This window comes from Actinomadura rugatobispora, from assembly GCF_055379765.1.
This window is the reverse complement of record NZ_AP029191.1, coordinates 7,059,888-7,080,509: the sequence shown is the minus strand read 5'-3', so window position 1 is coordinate 7,080,509 and position 20,622 is coordinate 7,059,888. Positions and strand designations below refer to the sequence as shown.

Below are 20,622 nucleotides of genomic sequence, written 5' to 3'. Positions count from 1 at the left end.
CAATGGCCGGATGGAGCGACGCGCGTTCCTCATGACGGCGTTGGGCACTGCCGGTACGGCCGTGTCGGGTGCGACGATGGCGGGGTGCTCTGACGACAACCGGCCGCCCGCCGCGCGCCGCACGCCCGCGCCCCCCGCCGCCGGATCTCCCGCCGTGACCGCCCCGGCCGACTGGAACGCCCTCGAACGCGGCCTGGAGGGGCGGCTGATCCGGCCCGGCGACGCCGCGTACGACGAGGCCAGAAGGCTCTACATCCCGCGCTTCGACCGGGTCCGCCCGGCGGGCGTGGCCTACTGCGACGGCCCCTCCGACGTGGCCGAGTGCCTGGCGTTCGCCGCGGCCAAGCGGCTGCCCGTGGCGGTGCGCAGCGGCGGCCACAACTACGCGGGCTGGTCCACCGGGACCGGCCTGGTGATCGACGTCTCCCCGATGGACTCGGTCAGGGTGGAGGGCGGGGGCCGCGGCGGGCGCGCCACGGTCGGCGCCGGGACCCGCCTCATCGGCCTCTACGACCGGCTGGCGGCCGAGGGCGCCGCCGTGCCCGCGGGCACCTGCCCGACCGTGGGCGTCGCCGGGCTGACGCTGGGCGGCGGCCTCGGCGTGATGTCCCGGGCGCACGGCCTGACCTGCGACGTCCTGGAGTCGGTCGGAATCGTCACGGCCGACGGCAGGTACCGGGTCTGCGACGCCCGCCGCGACCCCGAGCTGTTCTGGGCATGCCGCGGCGGCGGGGGCGGCAACTTCGGCGTCGCGGTCGGGTTCACCTTCCGCACCCATCCCGCCGGCGGCCTCACCACGTTCTCGCTGCGCTGGCCGTGGTCGCGGGCGGCGGAGGTGATCGGCGGCTGGCAGCGGTGGGCGCCGTCCGCGCCCGACGAGATCTGGACCAGCCTGCAGATCAACACCGAGCCGTCGGGCGGCTCCCCGACCGTCGACGTCACCGGCGTCGCCCCCGGCGAACCCGACCTGGACGGGCTGATCGCCGCCGTCGGCGCCGACCCGTCCGGACGCGACGCGCAGAACCGCTCCTACCTGGACGCCATGAAGGCCACCGGCGGCTGCGCGGGCCAGTCCACCACCGAGTGCCACGCGGGCGGCGACCTGCCGGGCCGGCGGCCCGGGGGCCGCTTCCCCCGCACCGACTACTCCGGCAAGTCGCACGTCGCCCACCGGCCGCTGTCCGGCACCGCGATCGGCGCGCTGACCGGGCGGTTCACGGACGGCAACGGGGTCGGCGGCCGGTCAGTGCTGATGGACGCGATGGGCGGCGCGATCGCCCGCACCGCGCCCGGCGCCACCGCGTTCCCGCACCGCCGCGCCCTGTTCTGCGTCCAGTACCTGGCCGACGGCGACGACCTCGGCTGGTTGCGCGCCACCCACCGGGCGATGGAACCCCATCTGGGCGGCGCCGCCTACGTCAACTACATCGACCCCGACCTGCGGGACTGGCCGCGCGCCTACTACGGCGCCAACCACGACCGGCTCGCCAGGGTCAAGGCCGCCTACGACCCGAGCTCGCTGTTCCGCTTCCCGCAGTCCGTCGGCCGCTAGTCGCGGCCGGAGGAGCCGTCCGGCTCGTGGCGCTCGGGGCCGTCGGAGGCGGTCAGCTCGTCCAGCAGGCCGCGCGCCCGCTCCTCCACCTCGTCGAGCGCCCGCACGTGCGCGGGGGCCAGCTCCTCGACGCACCGCGTCATCGCGTTCGCCACCTGGCTGAACGCCGCCTCCTCCGCGCCGCGCAGCGCGGCCCGCACGGTCGCCGACCGGGCGCCCAGCGCCGCCCACTCCAGCTCCAGCCGCGCCACCGCCTCGTCGAACGCCCGCGCGGTCTCCGCGCCCGCCTCCTGCAGCGGCCCGGGGACCGGGCCCCGCCCCGCCTGCCGGGCCTGCGCCGACAGCGCCGAGATCCGGCTCGCCAGCGCCAGCCCCTCGCGGGCCAGCGGCAGCACGTCGTGGATCAGGTCGGTCACCGCCTTGGCCAGCTCCTCCACCCGGCCGAGCAGGACCTGCGTCGCCTCCTGCAGCCCGGTCGAGGTGGCGGCGGCGACCCGCTCGGCGGCCTCCCGGTGCCGCTCGTCCACGACCGGGACGATCTCGGCGTCCAGCCGCCCGCGCAGCTCCCGCTCGCGCCCGTCACCGGCCGACCCGTCGCCGGAGCGTTCCCGCCAGGCGGTCCAGACCCGGTCAAGGCGCTCCCGGCCGGACGCGGCGATCTCGCCGCCGATCTCCTCCAGCGCCTCGGCGGACCGCGCCTTCAAGCGGTCGACGCGGTCCTGCAGCGCGTCCCTCTTGAACGGGTCGTTGATCTCGTTGAGCAGGGTCTGCAGCCGCCGTGACACGTCGATGGCGTGCTCGGCCAGGGGGACCAGCCGGTCGGCCAGCTCGTCCAGCGTCTGCGCCCGGCGTGGGTCGGTCAGCTCGGCGACCCACCCGGGAAGGTCGTGCGCCATCCTCCCATGCTCCCATCCGCGGGGACCCGAACGGCCGCGCGACGCCCCGCCCACGGGCCCGCGCGCCTCCCCCGAGGGCCACACCTCGGCGCATCGACGCCGGTAAGTGTGTCGGCGCACGGTGTGATCGCGGTAGCGTGGCACGCCGTGGCGGGCTATTCCGATGACCTGCGTCTCGCGCATGTACTGGCGGACGGGGCCGACGACATCACGACCAGGCGCTTCCGCGCGCTCGATCTCGACATCGAGACCAAGCCGGACCTGACCCCGGTCAGTGACGCCGACCGCAGCGTCGAGGAGCAGATCCGCGGCACGCTCAAGCGCGCCCGGCCGCGCGACGCGGTCATCGGCGAGGAGTACGGCAAGACCGGCTTCAGCCAGCGGTGCTGGATCATCGACCCGATCGACGCCACCAAGAACTTCGTGCGCGGCGTCCCGGTCTGGGCGACCCTGATCGCGCTGATGGAGGACGACGAGGTCGTGGTCGGGCTGGTGTCGGCGCCGGCGCTCAACCGGCGCTGGTGGGCGGCGCGCGGCGGCGGCGCCTGGACGGGCCGCAGCCTGTCCCGGGCGTCCCGGATGCAGGTGTCGTCGGTGACCGAGCTGTCGGACGCGTCGCTGTCGTTCTCCAGCCTCACCGGCTGGGAGGAGGAGGGGCGGCTCGAACGCTTCCTCGACCTGACCCGCTCGGTGTGGCGGACCCGCGCCTTCGGTGACTTCTGGTCGCACATGATGGTCGCCGAGGGCGCGGTCGACATCTCCACCGAGCCGGAGGTGTCGCTGTGGGATCTGGCCGCCCTCCAGGTGATCGTGGAGGAGGCCGGGGGCATGTTCACCGACCTGTCCGGGGTGCCGGGCCCCGACGGCGGCAGCGTCCTGTGCACCAACGGCCGGCTGCACGCCGAGGTCCTGCGGGTGCTGGGCGGCGGCCAGCTCTCCCTGCGCATCTGACGGCGCATCTGACGGCGCATCTGACCTGCGGGCCGCCCCGATCTGGCCTTCGACGGCAGACGCGACATATCGTGGAACGACCGGCCGCGTGCGCTCGTTCTCCTGATGGGCGGCCGTACGGAGGTTAAAGATGTCGACACCGACCAAGATCCTGATCGGCGGGGTGGGCGCGTTTCTGGTCCTGTCCATCCTGGGCTGGTGGACCGTCGCGCTGATCCTGCTCGGCGTGACCGCGATCCCGGTCGTGGGCTACCTGATGCTCGACCCGTCGCAGCGGCGCCGGGTCCGCGCGCAGGGCCGCAAGCGCCTGGGCAGCTGACCTGGGGCCCGGCGGTCCCGCGGCCGCCGCCCCGCCGCGTTCCGCGCGCCGGCGCTCGCCTAGGGTGCGGGTGTGGCGGAGACGCGGATCGGTGTGGTGGGCGCGGGAATCCTGGGGCTGGCCGTCGCACGGCGGCTGGCGGAGCTGCGCCCTGACGCGCGGCTGACCGTCCTCGACAAGGAAGACCGCATCGCGGCCCACCAGACGGGCCACAACAGCGGCGTGGCGCACGCGGGCCTCTACTACAAGCCCGGGTCGCTCAAGGCCACCCTGTGCCGCCGCGGCATCGTGCTGCTCCGCGACTACTGCGCGGAACGGGGCCTGCCGTACCGGGAGTGCGGCAAGGTCGTGGTGGCGCGGAGCGCGGCCGAGCTGGGCCCGCTGGAGGAGATCGAGCGGCGCGCCACCGCCAACGGCGTCCCCGGGCTGCGCCGCCTGACCGGCGCGGAGCTGCGGGAGATCGAGCCGCACGCCGCCGGGGTCGCCGCGCTGCACTCGCCGCATACCGCGATCGTCGACTTCACGGCGGTGACCCGGGCCTACGCCGACGACGTGCGGGCCGCGGGCGGCGAGCTGCGGCTGGGGTTCGAGGTGACGCGCCTCGGCCGCCGGGGCGGGTCCGTCACGGTCGCCTCCCCCGGCGAGGAACTGCTGTTCGACCGGCTGGTGATCTGCGGCGGCCTGCAGACCGACCGGCTGGCCCGGATGGCCGGCGACTCCCCGGCCCCGGCGATCGTGCCGTTCCGCGGCGAGTACTACCGGCTCGTCCCCGAGCGGGACGACCTCGTCCGCGGGCTCATCTACCCGGTGCCCGACCCGCGCTACCCGTTCCTGGGCGTGCACTTCACCCGGCGCGTCGGCGGCGGCGTCGACATCGGCCCCAACGCGGTCCTGGCGCTGGCCCGCGAGGGCTACCGGCGCCGCGACGTGCGGCCCGGGGAGCTGTGGGAGACGCTGCGCTGGCCCGGTTTCCGCCGCATGGCCGCGCGGCACTGGCGGACCGGGATCAAGGAGATGTACGGCTCGGCGGTTAAGCGGGCCTTCCTCTCCGAGGCCCGCGCGTTCGTGCCGGCGCTGGAGGCCGCCGACATGGTGCCCGCGCCCGCCGGGGTGCGGGCCCAGGCCGTCGATCCGGACGGGTCCCTGGTGGACGACTTCCGGATCGGCCGGCTGGGCCCCGTCACGACCGTGCGGAACGCCCCGTCGCCCGCGGCCACCTCGTCCCTGGCGATCGCCGAGCACCTGGCCGACCGGATCCTGGCCGACTAGGGGCGGGCGGTCACCAGAGCTCGCGGTCGGCGCCCCTCGGGTCGGCGACCACGGCGTCGGCGGCGCCGTCGAACACCTTGACCAGGCGGGTGCCGGGCTCGAACCGCTCCCAGCCGGGGTCGCCGGCCACGGCGAAGTCGACCCAGGCCCGGTGCATGGCGGCGGCCAGGTCCCGCGGCGGGTCGGAGCCGGTCAGCTCCCCGCCGGTCTCCAGGGTGTCGAAGACGAACGGCAGCTCCAGCGCGTGGCAGGCGCCCAGATCGGGACTGGGCGAGCGCCAGGCGAACTCGTACATCCAGGTGCGCCCGGCGGAGTGGCCTTCGGCGAGGCGGTTGGCGGGCATCCGGAACAGGCCGTCGGTGATGATCATGGCCAGCAGCTCGCCCGCGGCCGTCCCGGCGTGCCGCTCGCGGTACGCGGCGATCACCCCCGGCGGCACGCCCATCCCGGCGGCCACCAGCCCCACCACGTCGTCGGTGAGCGCGGCGGCCAGCCCGGTCGGCATCAGGAACAGCCGGAACTCCTCGCTGGTGTAGCCGGCGAGCAGGTCCACGTCCCGGCCCGCCCCGGCGGCGACGGCGTCCTCGGGACGGCGCGCCAGCAGGTCGCCGTCCAGCACGGGGATCAGCGCCATCCCGGACGCGGCGGTGCTCGCGCCCCAGCGGCCGGGGTCGGGCACCGCCGACACCTCCGCCGACACCGCGCTCTGCGCGGGGATGATCGCGGCCGGGTCGAGGGCGGCGAACGCCTCGGCGCTCGGCTCCACGCCGAGCCGGGCCGCGATCTCCTTGGTGACCAGCAGGGCGTCCTCGGCGGTCTGCGCCACGGCCCCGGCCCCGCTCTGGGCGATCGCGCGGTGGAAGAGGCCGAGGTCGAGCGACAGCAGCGTGCTGACGCTCATCCCGCCCGCCGACTCGCCGAAGACGGTGACCCGGGCGGGGTCGCCGCCGAACGCGGCGATGTTGCCGCGGACCCACTCCAGCGCGGCGATCTGGTCGCGCAGGCCGCGGTTGGCGGGCGCCGCCGCGCCGGGCAGGTAGGCGAAGCCCTCGACGCCGAGCCGGTAGTTGACGGTCACGCAGACCACGCCGTCGCGGGCGAAGGCGGCGCCGTTGTAGGTGCCGACCGCGCCCGAGCCGTTGCGGAACGCGCCGCCGTGGATCCACACCATGACCGGCAGGCCCTCGCCGCCGGGCGTCCAGACGTTGAGGTTGAGGCAGTCCTCGCCGGGGATGTCGGGGTCGGGCAGCAGCCGGTCGAACGGCTTGGCGTAGGGGGCCTTGGGGGCGGTGGGCCCGTAGGCGGTGGCGTCGCGGATCCCGTCCCAGGGCTCGGGCGGACGGGGCGGGCCGAACCGGTCAGGGCCGAACGGGGGCGCGGCGTAGGGCACGCCGAGGAAGGCCGAGACGCCGTTTCCGCGGGTGCCGCGCACTCTGCCGTACAGGGTTTGGACCACCGTCTCCATGCGCCCGCCCACCTCCGCCACTAGAACGAGATTCGACCCCGCTGAGCTTAGCGAACGGCCGAACGCCCGGGCCGTCGGTGACGGCCCGGGCGTTCGCAACAGTGGCGGGGGCGGGATTTGAACCCGCATAACCCGGCTTATGAGACCGGTGGGCTTCCGAATTGCCTCCACCCCGCGTCGGTGTGCCTCCACGTTAGGGAACGACCCACGGGACGGGCAATCGATTATTCGGGCCGGTGGAGCATGCGGGTGAGGTAGGAGCGGGCGAAGGCGCGGATGTCGTCCTCGTCGTCCAGGGCCAGCCCGCCGCCCGGGACCAGCAGCAGCGAGACCGCCACCCGGAGCAGCACCTCGGCGACGGCGGCGTAGTCCTCGCGGTCGTCGGGACGGGCGCGGCGCAGCCGGTCGGCGAGGATGTCGCGGGCGGCCAGCATCACGGCGCCGCCGTTCATGCTCAGCTGCGGCAGGAACGCCTCCGGCTCGCTCTCCAGCACCCGGGTCATCAGCGGATGGGTGCGGGCGCCCCGCAGCCCGGCGACGAAGCCCTCGACGACGGCGTCCTCCGGCGAGGGCAGGTCCTCGGTCGCCTCGGCGATCGAGGTCAGGAAGCGGCGGCACTCCCGCAGGATCACCGCCTGGAGCAGCTGCTCCTTGTTGGTGAAGCGGCGGTAGATGGTGGTGCGGGCGACGCCGGCGCGCTTGGCGACGTCCTCGACGCTGACCCGGCGCAGCCCGTAGCTCTCGAACTCGGCCAGCGCGGCGTCGAGGATCCGGGCGTCCAGGTCGTCGCCGTCGTGCCCGGCGTCCGGCAGCCGCGCCAGCAGCCCGGCGATCCGCTCGGTCATGAGCGGATGCGCTCGTCGTAGGCCCTGCGCGCCTCCGGGTCGTACTCCAGGAAGATCCTGTCCAGCCCGTACCGGCGCGCGATCGCCCGCTTGAGCCGGTCCGGGAACAGCACCCCCAGGCGCGCCTGCGCGCCCAGCTTGCGCGGGACGACGACCTGCGGCCGGGGCCGCCCGATCAGCTCGACGACCGCGGCGGCGATGTCCTCCGGCTCGGCGTTCGGCTGGCCCTTGGGACTGGCGGTGCCCGCGACCAGCTCGGTGTCGGTGAACGTGGGCAGCACCGCGCTGACGTGCACCCCCCGGTCCAGCACCTCCAGGCGGGTGGCCTCGGTGAACGCGACGACCGCGGCCTTGCTGGCGTTGTAGAGCGCCAGGCCCGGGGTGTAGAGCACGCCCGCCAGGGACGCGATGTTGATGATGTGGCCCCTGCCGCGCGGCAGCATGCCCTCCAGGGCGAGCTTGGTGCCGAGCATGACGCCGTGCACGTTGATGTCGAGGCAGCGCCGCGCGTCGGCGTCGCTCTCGCCGGTCACCGGCCCGATCGGCATGATCCCCGCGTTGTTGATCAGCACGTCCGGCGGACCCGCCGCGGCGAGGAAGGCGGTGAACGACTCCCGCGAGGTCACGTCCAGGGGATGCGCCGCGACGCCCAGCCGCGCGCCCGCCTCCTTGACCGCGCTCTCGTCGATGTCGCCGATCACCACCGTGGCGCCCTTGGCCTTGAGCGCCCGCGCGGTGGCGTACCCGATCCCCCGCGCCGCCCCCGTGATCGCGATGACCTTGCTCATCCCGCCTCCAAGCGCTCGAGCCGCACGGGCAGCCCGTCCCTGGGCGAGGGGAGGGACGTGGTGTCCAGCGGCCACTCGTACCGGCCGGGCACGCTCCACCGGTAGTTCAGCAGCACCTGGTGCAGGATGCTCTTGACCTGCATTCCGGCGAAGTGCAGCCCGATGCACTTGTGCGCGCCGCCCCCGAACGGCGCCCAGGCGTACTTGTGGATCTTGTCCTCGCGCCGCTCGGGGGCGAACCGCTCCGGATCGAACCGCTCCGGGTCGGGCCACCATTCGGCCATGTGGTGGTTGGTGAGCGCCGGCACCACCACGGTCGTCCCGGCGGGAATGTGGTAGCCGAGAATGGAGGTGTCCTTCACCACGCGGCGCGGCAGGGCCGGGACGGGCGGCAGCAGCCGCAGCGCCTCCTTCATCACCAGATCCGCCGACGGCAGCGCGTCCAGGTCGTCGAACTCCAGCACCGGCCTGCCGAGCGCCAGCGACTCGTCCCGCAGCCGCTCCTGCCACTCGGGGAACTTGGCCAGGTAGTACGCCATGGTCGTCAGGGTGATGGTGGTCGTGTCGTGCGCCGCCATCAACGCGAAGATCATGTGGTTGACGACGTCGTCGTCGGTGAACCGGTGCCCGTCGTCGGTCTCGGCCTGGCACAGCGCCGCGAACAGGTCGTCCCCGCCGTCCCGCCGCTTGGCGGGCAGCTGCCGCCGGAAGAACGCCTCCAGCACCCTCCGCGCCTGGACCCCCTTGTGCCACCGCAGGCCGGGCACCGGGAAACGGACGTAGGCGGTCCCGGCGCGCACCGCGTCGACGAACGCCCCGTTGACCCGGTCCGCCTCGGCCCGCCCCAGCTCCACGCCCATGAACACGTCGGTGGCCAGATCGAGCGTGAGCTGCTTGATGTGGTCGTACACCGTGAAGCCCTGCCCGGGCTCCCACTTCCCGAGGCCGTCCTTGATCCCGGGGGCCATCGCCGTCATGTACGAGCGCAACCGGTCCCGGGTGAACGCCTGCTGCATGATCCGCCGGTGATGCAGGTGCTCCTCGAAGTCCAGGAGCATGATGCCCCGGTAGAAGAACGGCCCGATCAGGTAACTCCAGGCGGGCCCGTTGGCGAACGCCTTGTCCCGGTTGACCAGGACGGTCTCGGCGGCCTCCGGCCCCTGCACGGTCACCATCCGCTGCCCGAGCAGCCAGCCCCAGCTCACCGGTCCGAACTGCTCGTACCGCCGCTGCGCCACCTTGAACGGCTGCCGCATGACCTGGAGCGTGTTGCCGATATAGGGCGGACCGGGCTGCCCGACGACGGCCTTGAGCCCGCTGCCCTCCGGCGGCGACGCGAGGATGCTGGCCATGAACCCCTCCGGCCGAGGAACAAAAACGCGAAATCTGTAGCTTTGTTGTAACCCAGCCTCGCCCCGGACGTCCAGTCGAGCGTCAGCTCGAAGCCAGCCGGCGGCGGGCCGGCTCGGTGAGCGGGCGGTAGGCCCCCGCGCGGTCCCGGTAGTAGGCCCGGCCCTCGGCGGCCGGGACGCCCTCGGCCCTCAGCGGATCGGTGCGCAGCCGCCGCCCGGCCGTCACCGGGACCTCGTCCACCACCCTGACCAGGGCGGGCCGCAGTTCCGGCGGGAGCCGCAGGAGCGCCTCCGTCAGGTCGATGGGCCGGAGCTCGGCGCCCTCCCGCAGCGTCACCGCCGCCGCGGCCAGCTCCGCACCGCCCGCGGGCACGCCGTAGACGGCCACGACATCGATGTAAGGCAGATCACCCAGGGCGTCCCGGATCGGTCCCGGCGGGACCACGCCCTCCGCCGTACGGATCAGCTCGGCGTCCCGCCCGGCCAGCCAGAAGTCCCCGTCCTCGTCCCGGTGGAACAGGTCGCCGGTGGACGCCCACGCGTCACCGGGCGCGAACAGCCCGCGCAGCGGCCGCCCCTGGCCCGGCTGGACCCGCGCCACGAGCATCCCGATCTCACCCGGCTCGCACTCCACCGCGAACCCGTCGGGGCCTTCCGCCAGGCGGCCGTTCTCCAGGTCGTACAGGGCCAGCCGGGTCTCGGCACTGCCCGGCAGCGGACGGCCCAGCGAGCCGGGCTTCTTCCCGCTGACATTGACCAGGATCGCCTCGCCCTCGGTGGAGGCGTAGAACTCCAGCACCCGGGCCGGGGCGAACCGCCGCTCCACCCTCCGCCACAGGCCGCGCGGCATGCCCGAGCCGATGAACAGCCGCACGGGATGGTGCCGCTCGCCCGGATGCGGGGGCGCGTTCACCAGGTCGCGCAGCAGCGTCCAGGTGTACGAGGCGACCGTCACGCCGTACCGCCGCGCCTCGTCCCAGAACGTCTCGGGGTCGTAGGCGCTCGCCAGGGCCAGCCGCGCCCCGCCCGCCGCCGCGCCGCCCAGGCTCATCAGCAGCGCCGACGGGTGCTGCAACGGCGTCAGGCTGAACACGGTGTCGGCCGGGGACAGCGCCGCCGACGAGGCCGTCCCGAACGCCGACAGCGCCCACCGCCGGTTGGTGATGCGGCTCGCCCGCAGGTGCTCACCGTCCCCGGTGAACAGCACCAGCGCCAGATCACCCGCCAGCCCGGGGTTGGGCTCGTACCAGCCCGGGACCTTGACCGACTCGGGGTCGATCCGCTCCATGTCGAAGACGTCGACATCGCGCCCGTCCCGCACGCCCCCCAGCAGGAAGGTCTCCACGTCCAACTCCAGGGCGCGGCGCACGTTCTCCGGATCGGCGATGACGCGGCGCACCTCGCCCAGCTCGGCCTCGCGCCGCACGTCCCCGTCCGGCCGCAGCAGCACCGCCACCGCGCCCAGCCGGCTCAACGCGGCGACCAGCGCGAGCGCCGTCGGCCGGGTGTCCATCAGCACGCCCACCGGATCGCCCTGCCGCACCCCGATATGGATCAGCCCGCGCACCACCGCGTCGATCCGGTGCTTGGCCGCCTCCTGCGTGTACGCCCTCCCCCGGTACAGGAAGAAGACATCGTCCGGGGCCCGCCCGGCCTGCTCGTCCAGCAGCAGGCCCAGCGACATCCGCGTGCCGGACTCGATCCGCTCCAGCCGGGCCAGCCGCGGCAGGTTCTGAGCGGCCTCCTGCCCCAGCTGCTTGGAACTCCGGACGACCCGCGCCGCCGACCTGACCGCGCCGGCCCCGATCCCGGCGACCAGCTGCAGCCCGTACTCCGCCGCCCCACCGGACGGCGCGGGAACCTCCGCGCCCGCCGGGACCACGATCTCCGGCAGCTCTCCCAGCCCCTCCCGCCACTTCGCCCAGTCCGCCACCGCGGGCCACGTCCGGGCCGCCGCGAGACTGCCGACCACCAGGCCGAAGTGCCCGGCCCGCAGGAACGCCTCGTACACCTCCGCCCGCGGCGCCGCCCGCCGGATCCCCCGCACCATCTCCGGCGAGGCGATCTCGTCGGCCTCCCCCACGAACGTCAGCACCGGGCAGGAGATGTCGGCCAGCGTCACCAGCCGGTCCCCGATGACGAACCCGCCGGTCAGCATGCGGTTGTGCGCGATGAACTGCCGCACGAACTCCGCCAGCGCGGGCCCCGGCCAGGACACCCAGCCCTCCCGCTCCAGGAAGCGCCGCTGCCGCTCCCGGGGCGCGAGCCGCTCCCGGTCGTGCAGCCCCAGGATGAAGTCGACCCGGCTGCGCACCGACTTCACCGGGCTCAGCAGCTGGAACCCGGTCCGCGTCACCCACCCGGGCACCGCGAAGCCGCCCAGCGGGATGCGCCCGGTCTCGCTCGCGATCCACGCGGGCAGCCCGAACGGCAACCCGACACTGGTGTCGGCGGGACTGCCGAACGACACCACCGACGCGATGCCCTCGCCCCGCCGGTACGCGGCCGCCTGGTAGCAGAACATCCCGCCCTGCGAGTAGCCCGCCAGGTGCACGTCCCGCCCGGTGATCTCCCGGGCCCGGTCGACCGCCTCACCGACCGCCAGCACGTGGTCGGTGACGGTCCGCTCCAGCCCGCCCGGCTCCCTCTCGGGCGCCCCGAAGTCGACGACCCACGGATCGACGCCCGCCTCGTGCAGCACGCCCACGGCGCTGACCCGCGACGAGATGTCGTACACCTCGGCGCTGACCATCAGCGGCGGCACCAGCACCACCACGGGCCGCGGCCCACTCCCCGGAAAGTAGTGCCGCAGCCGATGGGTCCGGCGTTCGGCGACCACCTCGTAGGGCGAGGCGTCGTCATCGGTGTCCAGGCCACCGAACCGCACGACTTCCAGGGCGTTCTGGGCGGTGCGGACCACCGCGCCGAGCAGAGAGGGCATCCACGACATGCTGCTACAACGTGCGGGCTCCCGCCATCCGTCCCGCGCGGAGCAGCTCCCACATGTACCGCCGCCGCGGCTTGCCGCTGGAGGTCCGCTGGATGAGGCCGCTGCCCACCACCACGGTGACCTCGACCTCGTCCCCGAGCCGCCGCCGCAGCATCTCGCGGACCTCGGAGACCCACCCCTCATCGGCCGTCTCCGCGAACAGCGCCAACCCCTTGGTCCCGGCCCCCGGAACGCCCACCACCACGATGCGCCCCTTACCCAGCCCGCTCACCTCGGCGATCTTGGCCTCAAGATCCTCGACATAAACGGACCGCCCACGCACTTTGATGCTGTCCCCCATCCGCCCGAGCACGAACAACTGCCCGCGATAGAAGAACCCGGCATCCCCCGTAAAAACGAATCCACCGTCAAATCGCGTCGACCTGCCCTCCGCCCCCGCGTAATACCCCCCGCACGCGGAAGCCCCACCGACAACGATCTCGCCGAGAAACCCCTCCCCCAACACCCGCCCGTCATCATCAACGATGCTGACCGGCACATCCTCCTCAGGAGTCCCGCACCCCACCACCCACCCGGCCTTGGCCCCCACGGACTCAGGCCCCAGCTCATGCTCCTCCAGAACCCGCACAGGCTTCCCGAACTCCAACGAGGAGTCATCGGGCCGCACGGCCAGCGGCCGGCGCCGCACCTGGTCCATCGTGACCAGCAGCGTCGTCTCCGCCATCCCGTAGGCGGGCTTGAACGACTCGCGCGCGAACCCGAACGGCTCGGCCATCCGCGCGAACACCTCCAGGGCGTGCGGGTCGATCGGCTCCGCCCCGATGATCGCGGTCCGCCACCCCGACAGGTCCACGCCCTCCAGCTGCTCCGGCTTGATCCGCCGCGCCGCGTACGCGAACGCGAACGGAGGCGCCGCCGTGTGCGCCGCCTCCGCGAAGGTCCGCACCCATCTCGCCGGGTCCCGGATGAAGTGGTCGGGCCGCATCAGCCGCAGGTGCCCCTGCCGCGCGATCGGCACGAGGAAGCACCCGATCAACCCCATGTCGTGGTAGAGCGGCAGCCACGACGAAACGACGTCCTCATCCTCGAACCCGGCCGTCCGAGCGATCAGCTCGGCATTCGCCTCGAGATTCTCCCAAGTAACAACAACCCCCCGAGGCGCCCCACTAGACCCAGACGTGAACTGAAGAAGCGCCAACTCCCCCGCATCCTGCACCGGCGCCTCAGCATCACCCTGCCGGGGCCGCCAGGGAGCTCCCCCCACCCCCGCCTCCGCCATGGCACGCCCCGCCAAAGGGGAGAGCTCCTCCGAGGCCACCACCAGAACGGGCCGGGCCTGCCGAAGAATGGCGGCCACATGCGCCACGTAGTCGTCCCCGTCCTGGAACAACGGCGGCGTGATGAGACACACCGTGGCACCCGCCGCCCAGACCCCGTAGTACGTCTCGATACACGTGAAGTCCGTGGGCAGGATGACGCACACGACATCCCCGGGAGCGACACCCTCCTCGATCAGCGCCGCCCCGGTCCGCCGCGCGGCACCCGCCAGCGCCGTGTACTCGCGAAACTCCCAGGAGCCGTCATCCCGCGCGAGATGGACGCCGCGTCCGGCCTTCGGCTTGTCCAGCCAGTCCCGCAGCGCTGATGCCATCTCGTTCCCTTCGCCCGTACCTGACTCGTGGGTAACTTCACCAGTGCCCGGGCCCGGCCGTCAACCGGAGAAACGATCAAAAAGGGCCCGCCACCCCAGAAGCACGGCCGCGAGGAACAGGGTCGCCACCACCACGAACGCGACCGCCGTCCCCTGCCCCGAAACCGCCCTGAGCAGCATCCCCACGACGAGCGTCGCCGCCCAGATCCCCACCCCCACGGGAAAGAGCACCGCCGGCCCCCTCCAGGCCCGGGTAACACCCCACCCCAAGGCCAGCCCCACCAAAAACGGCCAGGCCGCACCAGCAAACCCAACCAGGCCCAGCCCCTCATCATGCGAGGCCCGCCCGATCCCCACGAAGACCAGCACCGAACAAACATCCAGCCCGGCAGCCCACCCATTCCGCATACCCCAAAGCATATGAACGCCCGAGACCCATAAACACAAAGCGCCGGCTCAAAAACCCCGCACCCACCCGCACACCCACGACAACCGCCAAGGAAGGGCGCCCAGCGCCCGCCCAAAGGCCCCCCACACAAGGGGGCGTGGGGGCGGAGCCCCCACATCGGGGGTTCCAGGGGGTCGCCCCCCTGGGAGAAATGCGAAGGGTCCCCTTGGGAGGGCGCAAAGCGCCCGACCAAGGGGACCCCAGGACCAGTAGCGGGGGCAGGATTTGAACCTGCGACCTCTGGGTTATGAGCCCAGCGAGCTACCGAACTGCTCCACCCCGCGGCGTTGAGATAACTCTATGGGGCCCGGGGGGCTTAGGCAAACTGATTGGCGGCGAGCGCGGCGGTGAGCATGTCGGTGAGGTCGCGGACGAAGGCGTCGTGGCCGAGGTGGGAGTCGGCACGTCCGACGCGGTCGGCGAGGGCGGCGGTGAGGAAGGCGATGAAGACGGAGATGCGCTCCTGGGCGAGCGTCTCGGTGAGGAAGGCGCGGCAGCGGTCTTCGAGGGCGGCGAGCTGGGCCGCGAGGGCGGTGTCCTTGATCAGCGGCGGGAGGTTGTGGCCGCGGATGCCGGCCTGCCCGGCGACCTGGACGACGATGCGGAGGAAGTCGCGGCCCTGTTCGGTGCGGAGTTCGGCGGCGGTGGGTTCGACGATGGCGGCGACGACGGCGCGGAGCGGGGCCGTGCGGAGGGGGCCGAGGGAGGCGGCGCGGCCGGGCTCCATGCGTTCGACGCCGGCTTTGAGGATGGCGGCGAGGAGGCCGCCGCGGGAGCCGAAGTGGTAGGTGATCGCGGAGTCGTTGGCCTGGCCGGCGCGTTCGACGATGTCGCGGGTGCGGGCGCGGTCGACGCCTTCGGTGGCGAAGAGGCGGGCTCCGGCGGCCATGAGGCGTTCTCGGGTGGCGGTTGCGTCCTTCGGCACGCCGATGATACTAACAGGAGGCGTTAATAACGGAGGCCGTTACCATGTACGACCCGTTCTCCCCCGCCTTCCAGGCCGACCCGTACCCCGCCTACCGCCGGCTGCGCGACGAGGATCCGGTCCACCGGCACGACGACCCGCCGTTCTGGGCCCTGTCCCGCTTCGAGGACGTCTGGGCGGCCGTCCGCGACCCCGCCGCGTTCTCCTCCGCGCAGGGCCTGACCTTCTACCCCGACGAGATCGGCAGGCTCGGCCTCGCCCCGACGATCGTGATGCTGGACCCGCCCCGGCACACCGCGCTGCGCCGCCTGGTCAGCCACGGCTTCACGCCCCGCCGCGTCGCCGCCCTGGAGGACCGCCTGCGCGCGTTCGTCCGCGACCGGATCGCCGCCATGGAACGACGCGAAGCCGACGGCGAGCAGGCCGACCTGCACCGCGACTTCTCCTCGCCGATCCCCACCTACGCCCTGGCCCACCTGCTCGGCGTCCCCGAGCCGGACCGGGCGCGGTTCGCCCCCTGGGTCTCCGCGCTGACCACCCTCCAGGACGACGGCTTCACCGCCGCCTCCCTGAACGAGGCCGGCGCGGCCGACGCCGTCGCGGAGATGTTCGGCTACTTCACCGACGTGATCGCCGCCCGCCGCGCCGATCCGGGCGACGACCTGATCAGCGCGCTGACCGCCGCCGAGGCCGACGGCGAGAAGCTGACCGACTGGGACGTCCTCGGCTTCTGCTTCGTCATGGTCGCCGGCGGCAACGACACCACCGGCAACCTGATCTCCCACGCCGTCGCGCTCCTGGACGAGCACCCGGCCGAGCGCGAGAGACTGCTCGCCGACCCGGCCCTGATCACCGGCGCCCTCGTGGAGTTCCTCCGCCTGGAGGGGTCGGTGCAGGCCCTCGCCCGCACGACGACCAGACCCGTGACCCTCCACGACGTCGAGATCCCGGCGGGCCAGAAGGTGATGATGCTGTACGGCTCCGCCAACCGCGACGAGCGCGAGTTCGGGCCGGACGCGGATCGCCTGGACGTGACCCGCGCCATCCCGCGCCACCTCGGCTTCGCCACCGGAGTCCATTTCTGCATCGGATCCCACCTGGCCAAACTGCAAGCCAGAGTAGCCCTGGAAGAGCTTCTCTCCCGTCACCCGAACATAGGCGTCGACAGGACGAGGGCCGTCCGCATCCATTCCCCGTTCACCCGGGGCTGGCGATCGCTCCCGGCCACGAACCTCTGACTCAGCCCATGTGCGGGTAGCGGTGGTCGGTGGCCGGGACGAAGGTCTCCTTGATGGAACGCGGCGACGTCCAGCGCAGCAGGTTGAGAATCGACCCGGCCTTGTCGTTGGTCCCGGACGCGCGACCGCCGCCGAAAGGCTGCTGCCCCACCACGGCCCCGGTGGGCTTGTCGTTGACGTAGAAGTTGCCGGCCGCGAACCGCAGCACCTCGGCCGTCCGGGCGATCGCCGCCCTGTCCTGGGCGATGACCCCGCCGGTCAGCGCGTACGCCGACACCGACTCCAGTTGCGCCAGGACCTCCTCGTACCGTTCGTCGTCGTAGACGTGAACGCCGAGGATGGGCCCGAAATACTCGGTCTTGAAAATATCGTTCGTGGCATCGTCCGAGACCAGCACGGTCGGCCGCACGAAATACCCCACCGAGTCGTCATAAGTACCACCCGCCACGATCTCGACCGCCGGGTCGGCCTTCGCCCGCTCGATCGCCTCACGATTCTTGGCGAACGCCCGAGCATCGATGACGGCACCCATGAAATTGCCGAAATCGCTGACATCACCCATCGCCAAGCCCTCGACCTCCTCCACGAACTCCTCCGCGAACCCACCTTCCCAGATGGACCGCGGAATGTAGGCCCGCGAGGCCGCCGAGCACTTCTGCCCCTGATATTCGAACGCGCCCCGTACCAGCGCCGTCTTGAGCACCGCGGGATCGGCCGACGGATGGGCGACCACGAAGTCCTTCCCACCGGTCTCGCCCACCAGCCGCGGGTAACTCCGATAGCCGGAGATGTTCTCGCCCACCGCCCGCCACAGCTTCTGGAACGTCGCCGTGCTCCCGGTGAAATGGATTCCGGCCAGTTCCGGATGGACCAAGGCGACCTCCGAGACGGCGACCCCGTCACCGGTCACCAGGTTGATGACCCCGGGCGGCAGGCCGGCCTCCTCCAGGAGCCGCATCAGCAGAACGGCCGAGTACGTCTGCGTCGGCGACGGCTTCCACACCACCACGTTCCCCATCAGCGCGGGCGCGGTCGGCAGGTTCCCGGCGATCGCCGTGAAGTTGAACGGGGTGATCGCGTACACGAACCCCTCCAGCGGCCGGTGGTCGCTGCGGTTCCACACGCCCGGCCCGCTGATCGGCTGCTCGGCCAGGACCCGCCGGGCGTAGTGGACGTTGAACCGCCAGAAGTCGACCAGCTCGCAGGGGCTGTCGATCTCCGCCTGCTGCACCGTCTTGCCCTGGCCCAGCATGGTCGCCGCCAGCAGCGTCTCGCGCCACGGCCCGGCCAGCAGGTCGGCCGCCCGCAGGAAGATCGCCGCACGGTCGTCGAACGCCATCGCCCGCCACCCGGGCGCCGCCGCGAGCGCCGCACCGATCGCGTCCCGCGCATCGCCCTCCGTCGCGGTCCCGAACGTGCCGAGCACGTCCGAGTGCCGGTGCGGCTGGACCACCTCGACCTTGGGCCCGGCACCCATCCGCCGCACGCCCCCGATCGTCATGGGCAGGTCGATCGGCGCGGCCTGCAACTCGGCCAGCTTCGCCTCGAGCCGCGCCCGCTCGGCGCTGCCCCGAGAGTAAGCACGCACGGGCTCGTTAACGGGCTCGGGCACACGGGTCACAGCGTCCATGAGTACCTCCATCAGACAAACGAGCGGAGAAAGAACACGAGATTGGCGGGACGTTCGGCCAGCCGCCGCATGAAGTAGCCGTACCAATCGGCCCCGTAGGGGACGTAAACGCGCACGCGCTCCCCGGCGCCGACCAGCCGCCGCTGCTCGGCGGCGCGGATCCCGTACAGCATCTGGAACTCGTACGACCCGGGCTCCCGCCCCCTCGCCAACTCCAGGGCGATCTCGATCATGCGGGGATCGTGCGTGGCCACCATCGGATACCCGTCCCCGCGCATCAGCAGCCGCAGCGCCCGCACATACGCACGGTCGATCTCACGCCTGCTCCCGTACGCGACCGACTCCGGCTCCGCGTAGGCGCCCTTGACGAGCCGCACCCGCGACCCGGCGAGCTCCCGGAGATCCCCCTCACTGCGCCGCAGCATCGCCTGGATCGCCACGCCCACCCAGGGGAAGTCCACCCGCAGTTGCCGGACCACCTCCAGGGTCGCGTCCACCGTCGTGTGGTCCTCCATGTCGACCGTGACCGTCATCCCGGCGAGCTCCGCCGCCTCGCAGACCGACCGGGCGTTCTCCAGCACCAGCCCCCGATCCACCGCCAGCCCCAGAGCCGACAACTTCACCGAAGCCTCGGCGTCCCACCCCTCCAGAGCCGCGAACAACTCCAGGTAGGCGTCCCGAGTACGCTCCGCCTGCGCCCTGTCCAGGGTGTCCTCGCCGAGATGGTCCAGCGTCACCGCGAGCCCGTCACCCGCCAGCTCCCTGACCGCGGCGACCGCCCCGCCGAGATCCTCCCCGGCCACGAACCGGTCGACGACCCCCCGGCTGAGCGGAAACCCCGTGACCAGACTCCGGACCCGCCGCGAACGCGCGGCCGCCAGAAGAAGAGGACTGAGCATAAGACGGACGTTAGATTCCGTTCACCAACAGCCCATACAGTCAAATGCCACTTTCTAGAGAACCCCTCACCATACAAATGTCTGAACGCGACGACCTGCAGGACCTCGTGGAGACGGCCGCCGATCTCCTGAGGGCCCCCGCCACGCTCGAAGACCGCGACTTCCACCTGGTCGCGTACGCGGCGCACGGCCCCACCATCGACCCCGTCCGCACCGACTCGATCCTGCACCGCCGCTCGACCTGGGAGGTCCGCGCCCGCTTCGAGCAGCACGGCATCGCCCGCGCCACCGGCCCCGTCCGCATCCCCGCCGACCCCGAGGCGGGCCTGCTCGCCCGGCTCTGCCTGCCCGTCCGCTGGAACGGCGTGACCTACGGCTACCTGTGGCTCCTGGACGACGACCAGCACATCACCCCCGCCATGACGGCCCAGGCCGCGCCCCTCACCGAACGCGCCGCCCTCCTGATGGCCCGCCAGACCAGGGACCGCGACGACCTCGGCTGGAAGCTGGCCGACCTGCTGACCGTCCGCCCGGACGTGCGCGCCCAGGCCACCAGCGAACTGGCGGAGGTCATCAAACCCCCGTTCGCCGTGGCCGTCCTGCGCGGCGACGACCTGGCCCCCCTCAACCCCTGGCTGCTCCCCCGCAGCGCCGTCACCACCGTGTGGGAAGGCGACCACATCCTGGTGACCCCGCCCGCCAACGCCGTCCACATCATCGAACGGGCCCGCCAGCTCCTCCTGGAACGCAGGCAGTCGCCCACCTACGCGGGCCTGTTCAGCCCCTGCACCAGCCTCGCCGGCATCCGCGAAGCCTGGCTGCGCGCCCGCGTGGCCGCCCGCACCGCCGCCGACGGCGAGACCCGCACCTGGTCGTCCCTGGGCGCCCTGCGCCTGCTCCGCTGCGCCGACGACGCCACCCTCGCCGCATCGGCGATCCCGCCCCAGCTAACGCCGCTCCTGGACCACCCCGAACTCACCGAGACCGCCCGCACCTACCTGGACCTGGCCGGCGGCGTCCAGGAAACGGCCCGCGACCTGAACATCCACCGCCAAACCCTCTACCACCGCCTGCGCCGCATAGAGGAACTGACGAACCTCTCCCTCTCCAACGGCCAGGACCGCCTCACCCTCCACCTGGCGCTGACCCTCCACCCCCACCTCAATACGTGACCGACCGCCGAACCAAGCAGTTCGCCCCGGACGACGTCCGGGGACCGCGGCTGCACGGTCGTCATGCCTGACAGAGGCAACCCAGCAGGAAGCGTCCCTAAAGCCCGCAACCACCCGCAGAAACCCAACAACCGCCAAGGAAGGGCGCCCAGCGCCCGACCAAAGGCGCCACGCGCAAGGGGGCGTGGGGGCGGAGCCCCCACATCGGGGGTTCCAGGGGGTCGCCCCCCTGGGAGAAACGCGAAGGGCCCCCTCGGAAGCAAGCGCAGCTT

At 72.7% G+C, this 20,622-nt stretch carries 17 protein-coding genes and 2 tRNA genes; 6 read left to right on the top strand and 13 right to left on the bottom strand.

The features are described 5' to 3' along the window. Window positions 1–10: 10 nt before the first annotated feature. Window positions 11–1,552, top strand: coding sequence for an FAD-binding oxidoreductase (locus ACZ466_RS31685; protein ID WP_378288675.1), 1,542 nt, complete (start codon window positions 11–13; stop codon window positions 1,550–1,552). Here the strand turns inward: ACZ466_RS31685 and ACZ466_RS31680 are convergent. Next, complete coding sequence (locus tag ACZ466_RS31680; protein ID WP_378288673.1) at window positions 1,549–2,448, bottom strand: hypothetical protein; 900 nt, start codon at window positions 2,446–2,448, stop codon at window positions 1,549–1,551. The genes ACZ466_RS31685 and ACZ466_RS31680 overlap by 4 nt on opposite strands. A gap of 147 nt (window positions 2,449–2,595) precedes the next feature. Between ACZ466_RS31680 and hisN the strand changes: the two genes are divergently transcribed. From hisN to lhgO, 3 genes are all read left to right on the top strand, one after another. Then, window positions 2,596–3,399 carry a histidinol-phosphatase gene (hisN, locus tag ACZ466_RS31675; protein ID WP_378288671.1) on the top strand — a complete coding sequence of 268 codons (804 nt, stop codon included), beginning with the start codon at window positions 2,596–2,598 and terminating at the stop codon, window positions 3,397–3,399. Window positions 3,400–3,529: 130 nt separating this feature from the next. Continuing rightward, window positions 3,530–3,718 (top strand): hypothetical protein, encoded by a 189-nt coding sequence (locus ACZ466_RS31670; protein ID WP_378288669.1) that lies wholly within the window; start codon window positions 3,530–3,532, stop codon window positions 3,716–3,718. A gap of 72 nt (window positions 3,719–3,790) precedes the next feature. Then, window positions 3,791–4,987, top strand: coding sequence for an L-2-hydroxyglutarate oxidase (gene lhgO / locus ACZ466_RS31665; RefSeq protein ID WP_378288667.1), 1,197 nt, complete (start codon window positions 3,791–3,793; stop codon window positions 4,985–4,987). A 10-nt stretch (window positions 4,988–4,997) separates the two neighbouring features. Here lhgO and ACZ466_RS31660 read toward each other — a convergent pair whose 3' ends face one another. The 10 genes from ACZ466_RS31660 to ACZ466_RS31615 all read right to left on the bottom strand — a co-directional run bounded on the left by ACZ466_RS31660 (window position 4,998) and on the right by ACZ466_RS31615 (window position 15,411). Then, entirely contained in the window at window positions 4,998–6,452 is a 1,455-nt protein-coding gene (locus ACZ466_RS31660) for a carboxylesterase/lipase family protein (protein WP_378288665.1), read from the bottom strand. Window positions 6,453–6,554: 102 nt separating this feature from the next. After that, window positions 6,555–6,629 (bottom strand) — tRNA-Met (locus tag ACZ466_RS31655). A 47-nt stretch (window positions 6,630–6,676) separates the two neighbouring features. Further along, window positions 6,677–7,297: a TetR/AcrR family transcriptional regulator gene (locus ACZ466_RS31650; protein ID WP_378288663.1), complete on the bottom strand. Its 621-nt coding sequence runs from the start codon at window positions 7,295–7,297 to the stop codon at window positions 6,677–6,679. After that, entirely contained in the window at window positions 7,294–8,085 is a 792-nt protein-coding gene (locus tag ACZ466_RS31645) for an SDR family oxidoreductase (RefSeq protein ID WP_378288661.1), read from the bottom strand. The genes ACZ466_RS31650 and ACZ466_RS31645 overlap by 4 nt, the downstream gene beginning before the upstream one ends. Beyond that, window positions 8,082–9,437: a cytochrome P450 gene (locus ACZ466_RS31640; RefSeq protein WP_378288659.1), complete on the bottom strand. Its 1,356-nt coding sequence runs from the start codon at window positions 9,435–9,437 to the stop codon at window positions 8,082–8,084. Before ACZ466_RS31640 ends, ACZ466_RS31645 begins: the two co-directional genes overlap by 4 nt. Window positions 9,438–9,519: 82 nt before the next feature. Then, complete coding sequence (locus ACZ466_RS31635; protein ID WP_378288657.1) at window positions 9,520–12,378, bottom strand: AMP-binding protein; 2,859 nt, start codon at window positions 12,376–12,378, stop codon at window positions 9,520–9,522. Between the two features lie 13 nt (window positions 12,379–12,391). Continuing rightward, on the bottom strand, window positions 12,392–14,038 hold the full coding sequence (locus tag ACZ466_RS31630; RefSeq protein WP_378288655.1) for an AMP-binding protein: 1,647 nt from the start codon (window positions 14,036–14,038) through the stop codon (window positions 12,392–12,394). Between the two features lie 60 nt (window positions 14,039–14,098). Next, window positions 14,099–14,446, bottom strand: coding sequence for a DUF3054 domain-containing protein (locus tag ACZ466_RS31625; RefSeq protein WP_378288653.1), 348 nt, complete (start codon window positions 14,444–14,446; stop codon window positions 14,099–14,101). Between the two features lie 250 nt (window positions 14,447–14,696). Beyond that, window positions 14,697–14,770, bottom strand: a tRNA-Met gene (locus ACZ466_RS31620). A gap of 32 nt (window positions 14,771–14,802) precedes the next feature. Beyond that, entirely contained in the window at window positions 14,803–15,411 is a 609-nt protein-coding gene (locus ACZ466_RS31615; protein WP_378288651.1) for a TetR family transcriptional regulator, read from the bottom strand. 44 nt (window positions 15,412–15,455) lie between these two features. On the opposite strand from ACZ466_RS31615, the gene ACZ466_RS31610 reads away from it, so the two are divergent. Further along, on the top strand, window positions 15,456–16,649 hold the full coding sequence (locus ACZ466_RS31610) for a cytochrome P450 (protein WP_378288649.1): 1,194 nt from the start codon (window positions 15,456–15,458) through the stop codon (window positions 16,647–16,649). A gap of 1 nt (window position 16,650) precedes the next feature. Here the strand turns inward: ACZ466_RS31610 and pruA are convergent, their stop codons facing one another. Together pruA and ACZ466_RS31600 are read right to left on the bottom strand one after the other, a co-directional pair. After that, window positions 16,651–18,279, bottom strand: a complete 1,629-nt coding sequence (gene pruA / locus ACZ466_RS31605; protein WP_378288647.1) for an L-glutamate gamma-semialdehyde dehydrogenase — start codon at window positions 18,277–18,279, stop codon at window positions 16,651–16,653. An 11-nt stretch (window positions 18,280–18,290) separates the two neighbouring features. Further along, window positions 18,291–19,178, bottom strand: a complete 888-nt coding sequence (locus tag ACZ466_RS31600; RefSeq protein ID WP_378288645.1) for a proline dehydrogenase family protein — start codon at window positions 19,176–19,178, stop codon at window positions 18,291–18,293. A 77-nt stretch (window positions 19,179–19,255) separates the two neighbouring features. Here ACZ466_RS31600 and ACZ466_RS31595 point away from each other — a divergent pair, with 77 nt between their 5' ends. Further along, a complete protein-coding gene (locus ACZ466_RS31595; protein WP_378288643.1) occupies window positions 19,256–20,350 on the top strand; it encodes a PucR family transcriptional regulator in 1,095 nt (364 codons plus the stop codon). Window positions 20,351–20,622 lie beyond the last annotated feature (272 nt).

Coding starts and splice junctions, on each gene's coding strand:
- ACZ466_RS31685 (WP_378288675.1), top strand. CDS start 11: ATGGAGCGACGCGCGTTCCTCATGACGGCGTTGGGCACTGCCGGTACG.
- ACZ466_RS31680 (WP_378288673.1), bottom strand. CDS start 2,448: ATGGCGCACGACCTTCCCGGGTGGGTCGCCGAGCTGACCGACCCACGC.
- ACZ466_RS31670 (WP_378288669.1), top strand. CDS start 3,530: ATGTCGACACCGACCAAGATCCTGATCGGCGGGGTGGGCGCGTTTCTG.
- ACZ466_RS31660 (WP_378288665.1), bottom strand. CDS start 6,452: ATGGAGACGGTGGTCCAAACCCTGTACGGCAGAGTGCGCGGCACCCGC.
- ACZ466_RS31650 (WP_378288663.1), bottom strand. CDS start 7,297: ATGACCGAGCGGATCGCCGGGCTGCTGGCGCGGCTGCCGGACGCCGGG.
- ACZ466_RS31645 (WP_378288661.1), bottom strand. CDS start 8,085: ATGAGCAAGGTCATCGCGATCACGGGGGCGGCGCGGGGGATCGGGTAC.
- ACZ466_RS31640 (WP_378288659.1), bottom strand. CDS start 9,437: ATGGCCAGCATCCTCGCGTCGCCGCCGGAGGGCAGCGGGCTCAAGGCC.
- ACZ466_RS31635 (WP_378288657.1), bottom strand. CDS start 12,378: ATGCCCTCTCTGCTCGGCGCGGTGGTCCGCACCGCCCAGAACGCCCTG.
- ACZ466_RS31630 (WP_378288655.1), bottom strand. CDS start 14,038: ATGGCATCAGCGCTGCGGGACTGGCTGGACAAGCCGAAGGCCGGACGC.
- ACZ466_RS31625 (WP_378288653.1), bottom strand. CDS start 14,446: ATGCGGAATGGGTGGGCTGCCGGGCTGGATGTTTGTTCGGTGCTGGTC.
- ACZ466_RS31610 (WP_378288649.1), top strand. CDS start 15,456: ATGTACGACCCGTTCTCCCCCGCCTTCCAGGCCGACCCGTACCCCGCC.
- pruA (WP_378288647.1), bottom strand. CDS start 18,279: ATGGACGCTGTGACCCGTGTGCCCGAGCCCGTTAACGAGCCCGTGCGT.
- ACZ466_RS31600 (WP_378288645.1), bottom strand. CDS start 19,178: ATGCTCAGTCCTCTTCTTCTGGCGGCCGCGCGTTCGCGGCGGGTCCGG.
- ACZ466_RS31595 (WP_378288643.1), top strand. CDS start 19,256: ATGTCTGAACGCGACGACCTGCAGGACCTCGTGGAGACGGCCGCCGAT.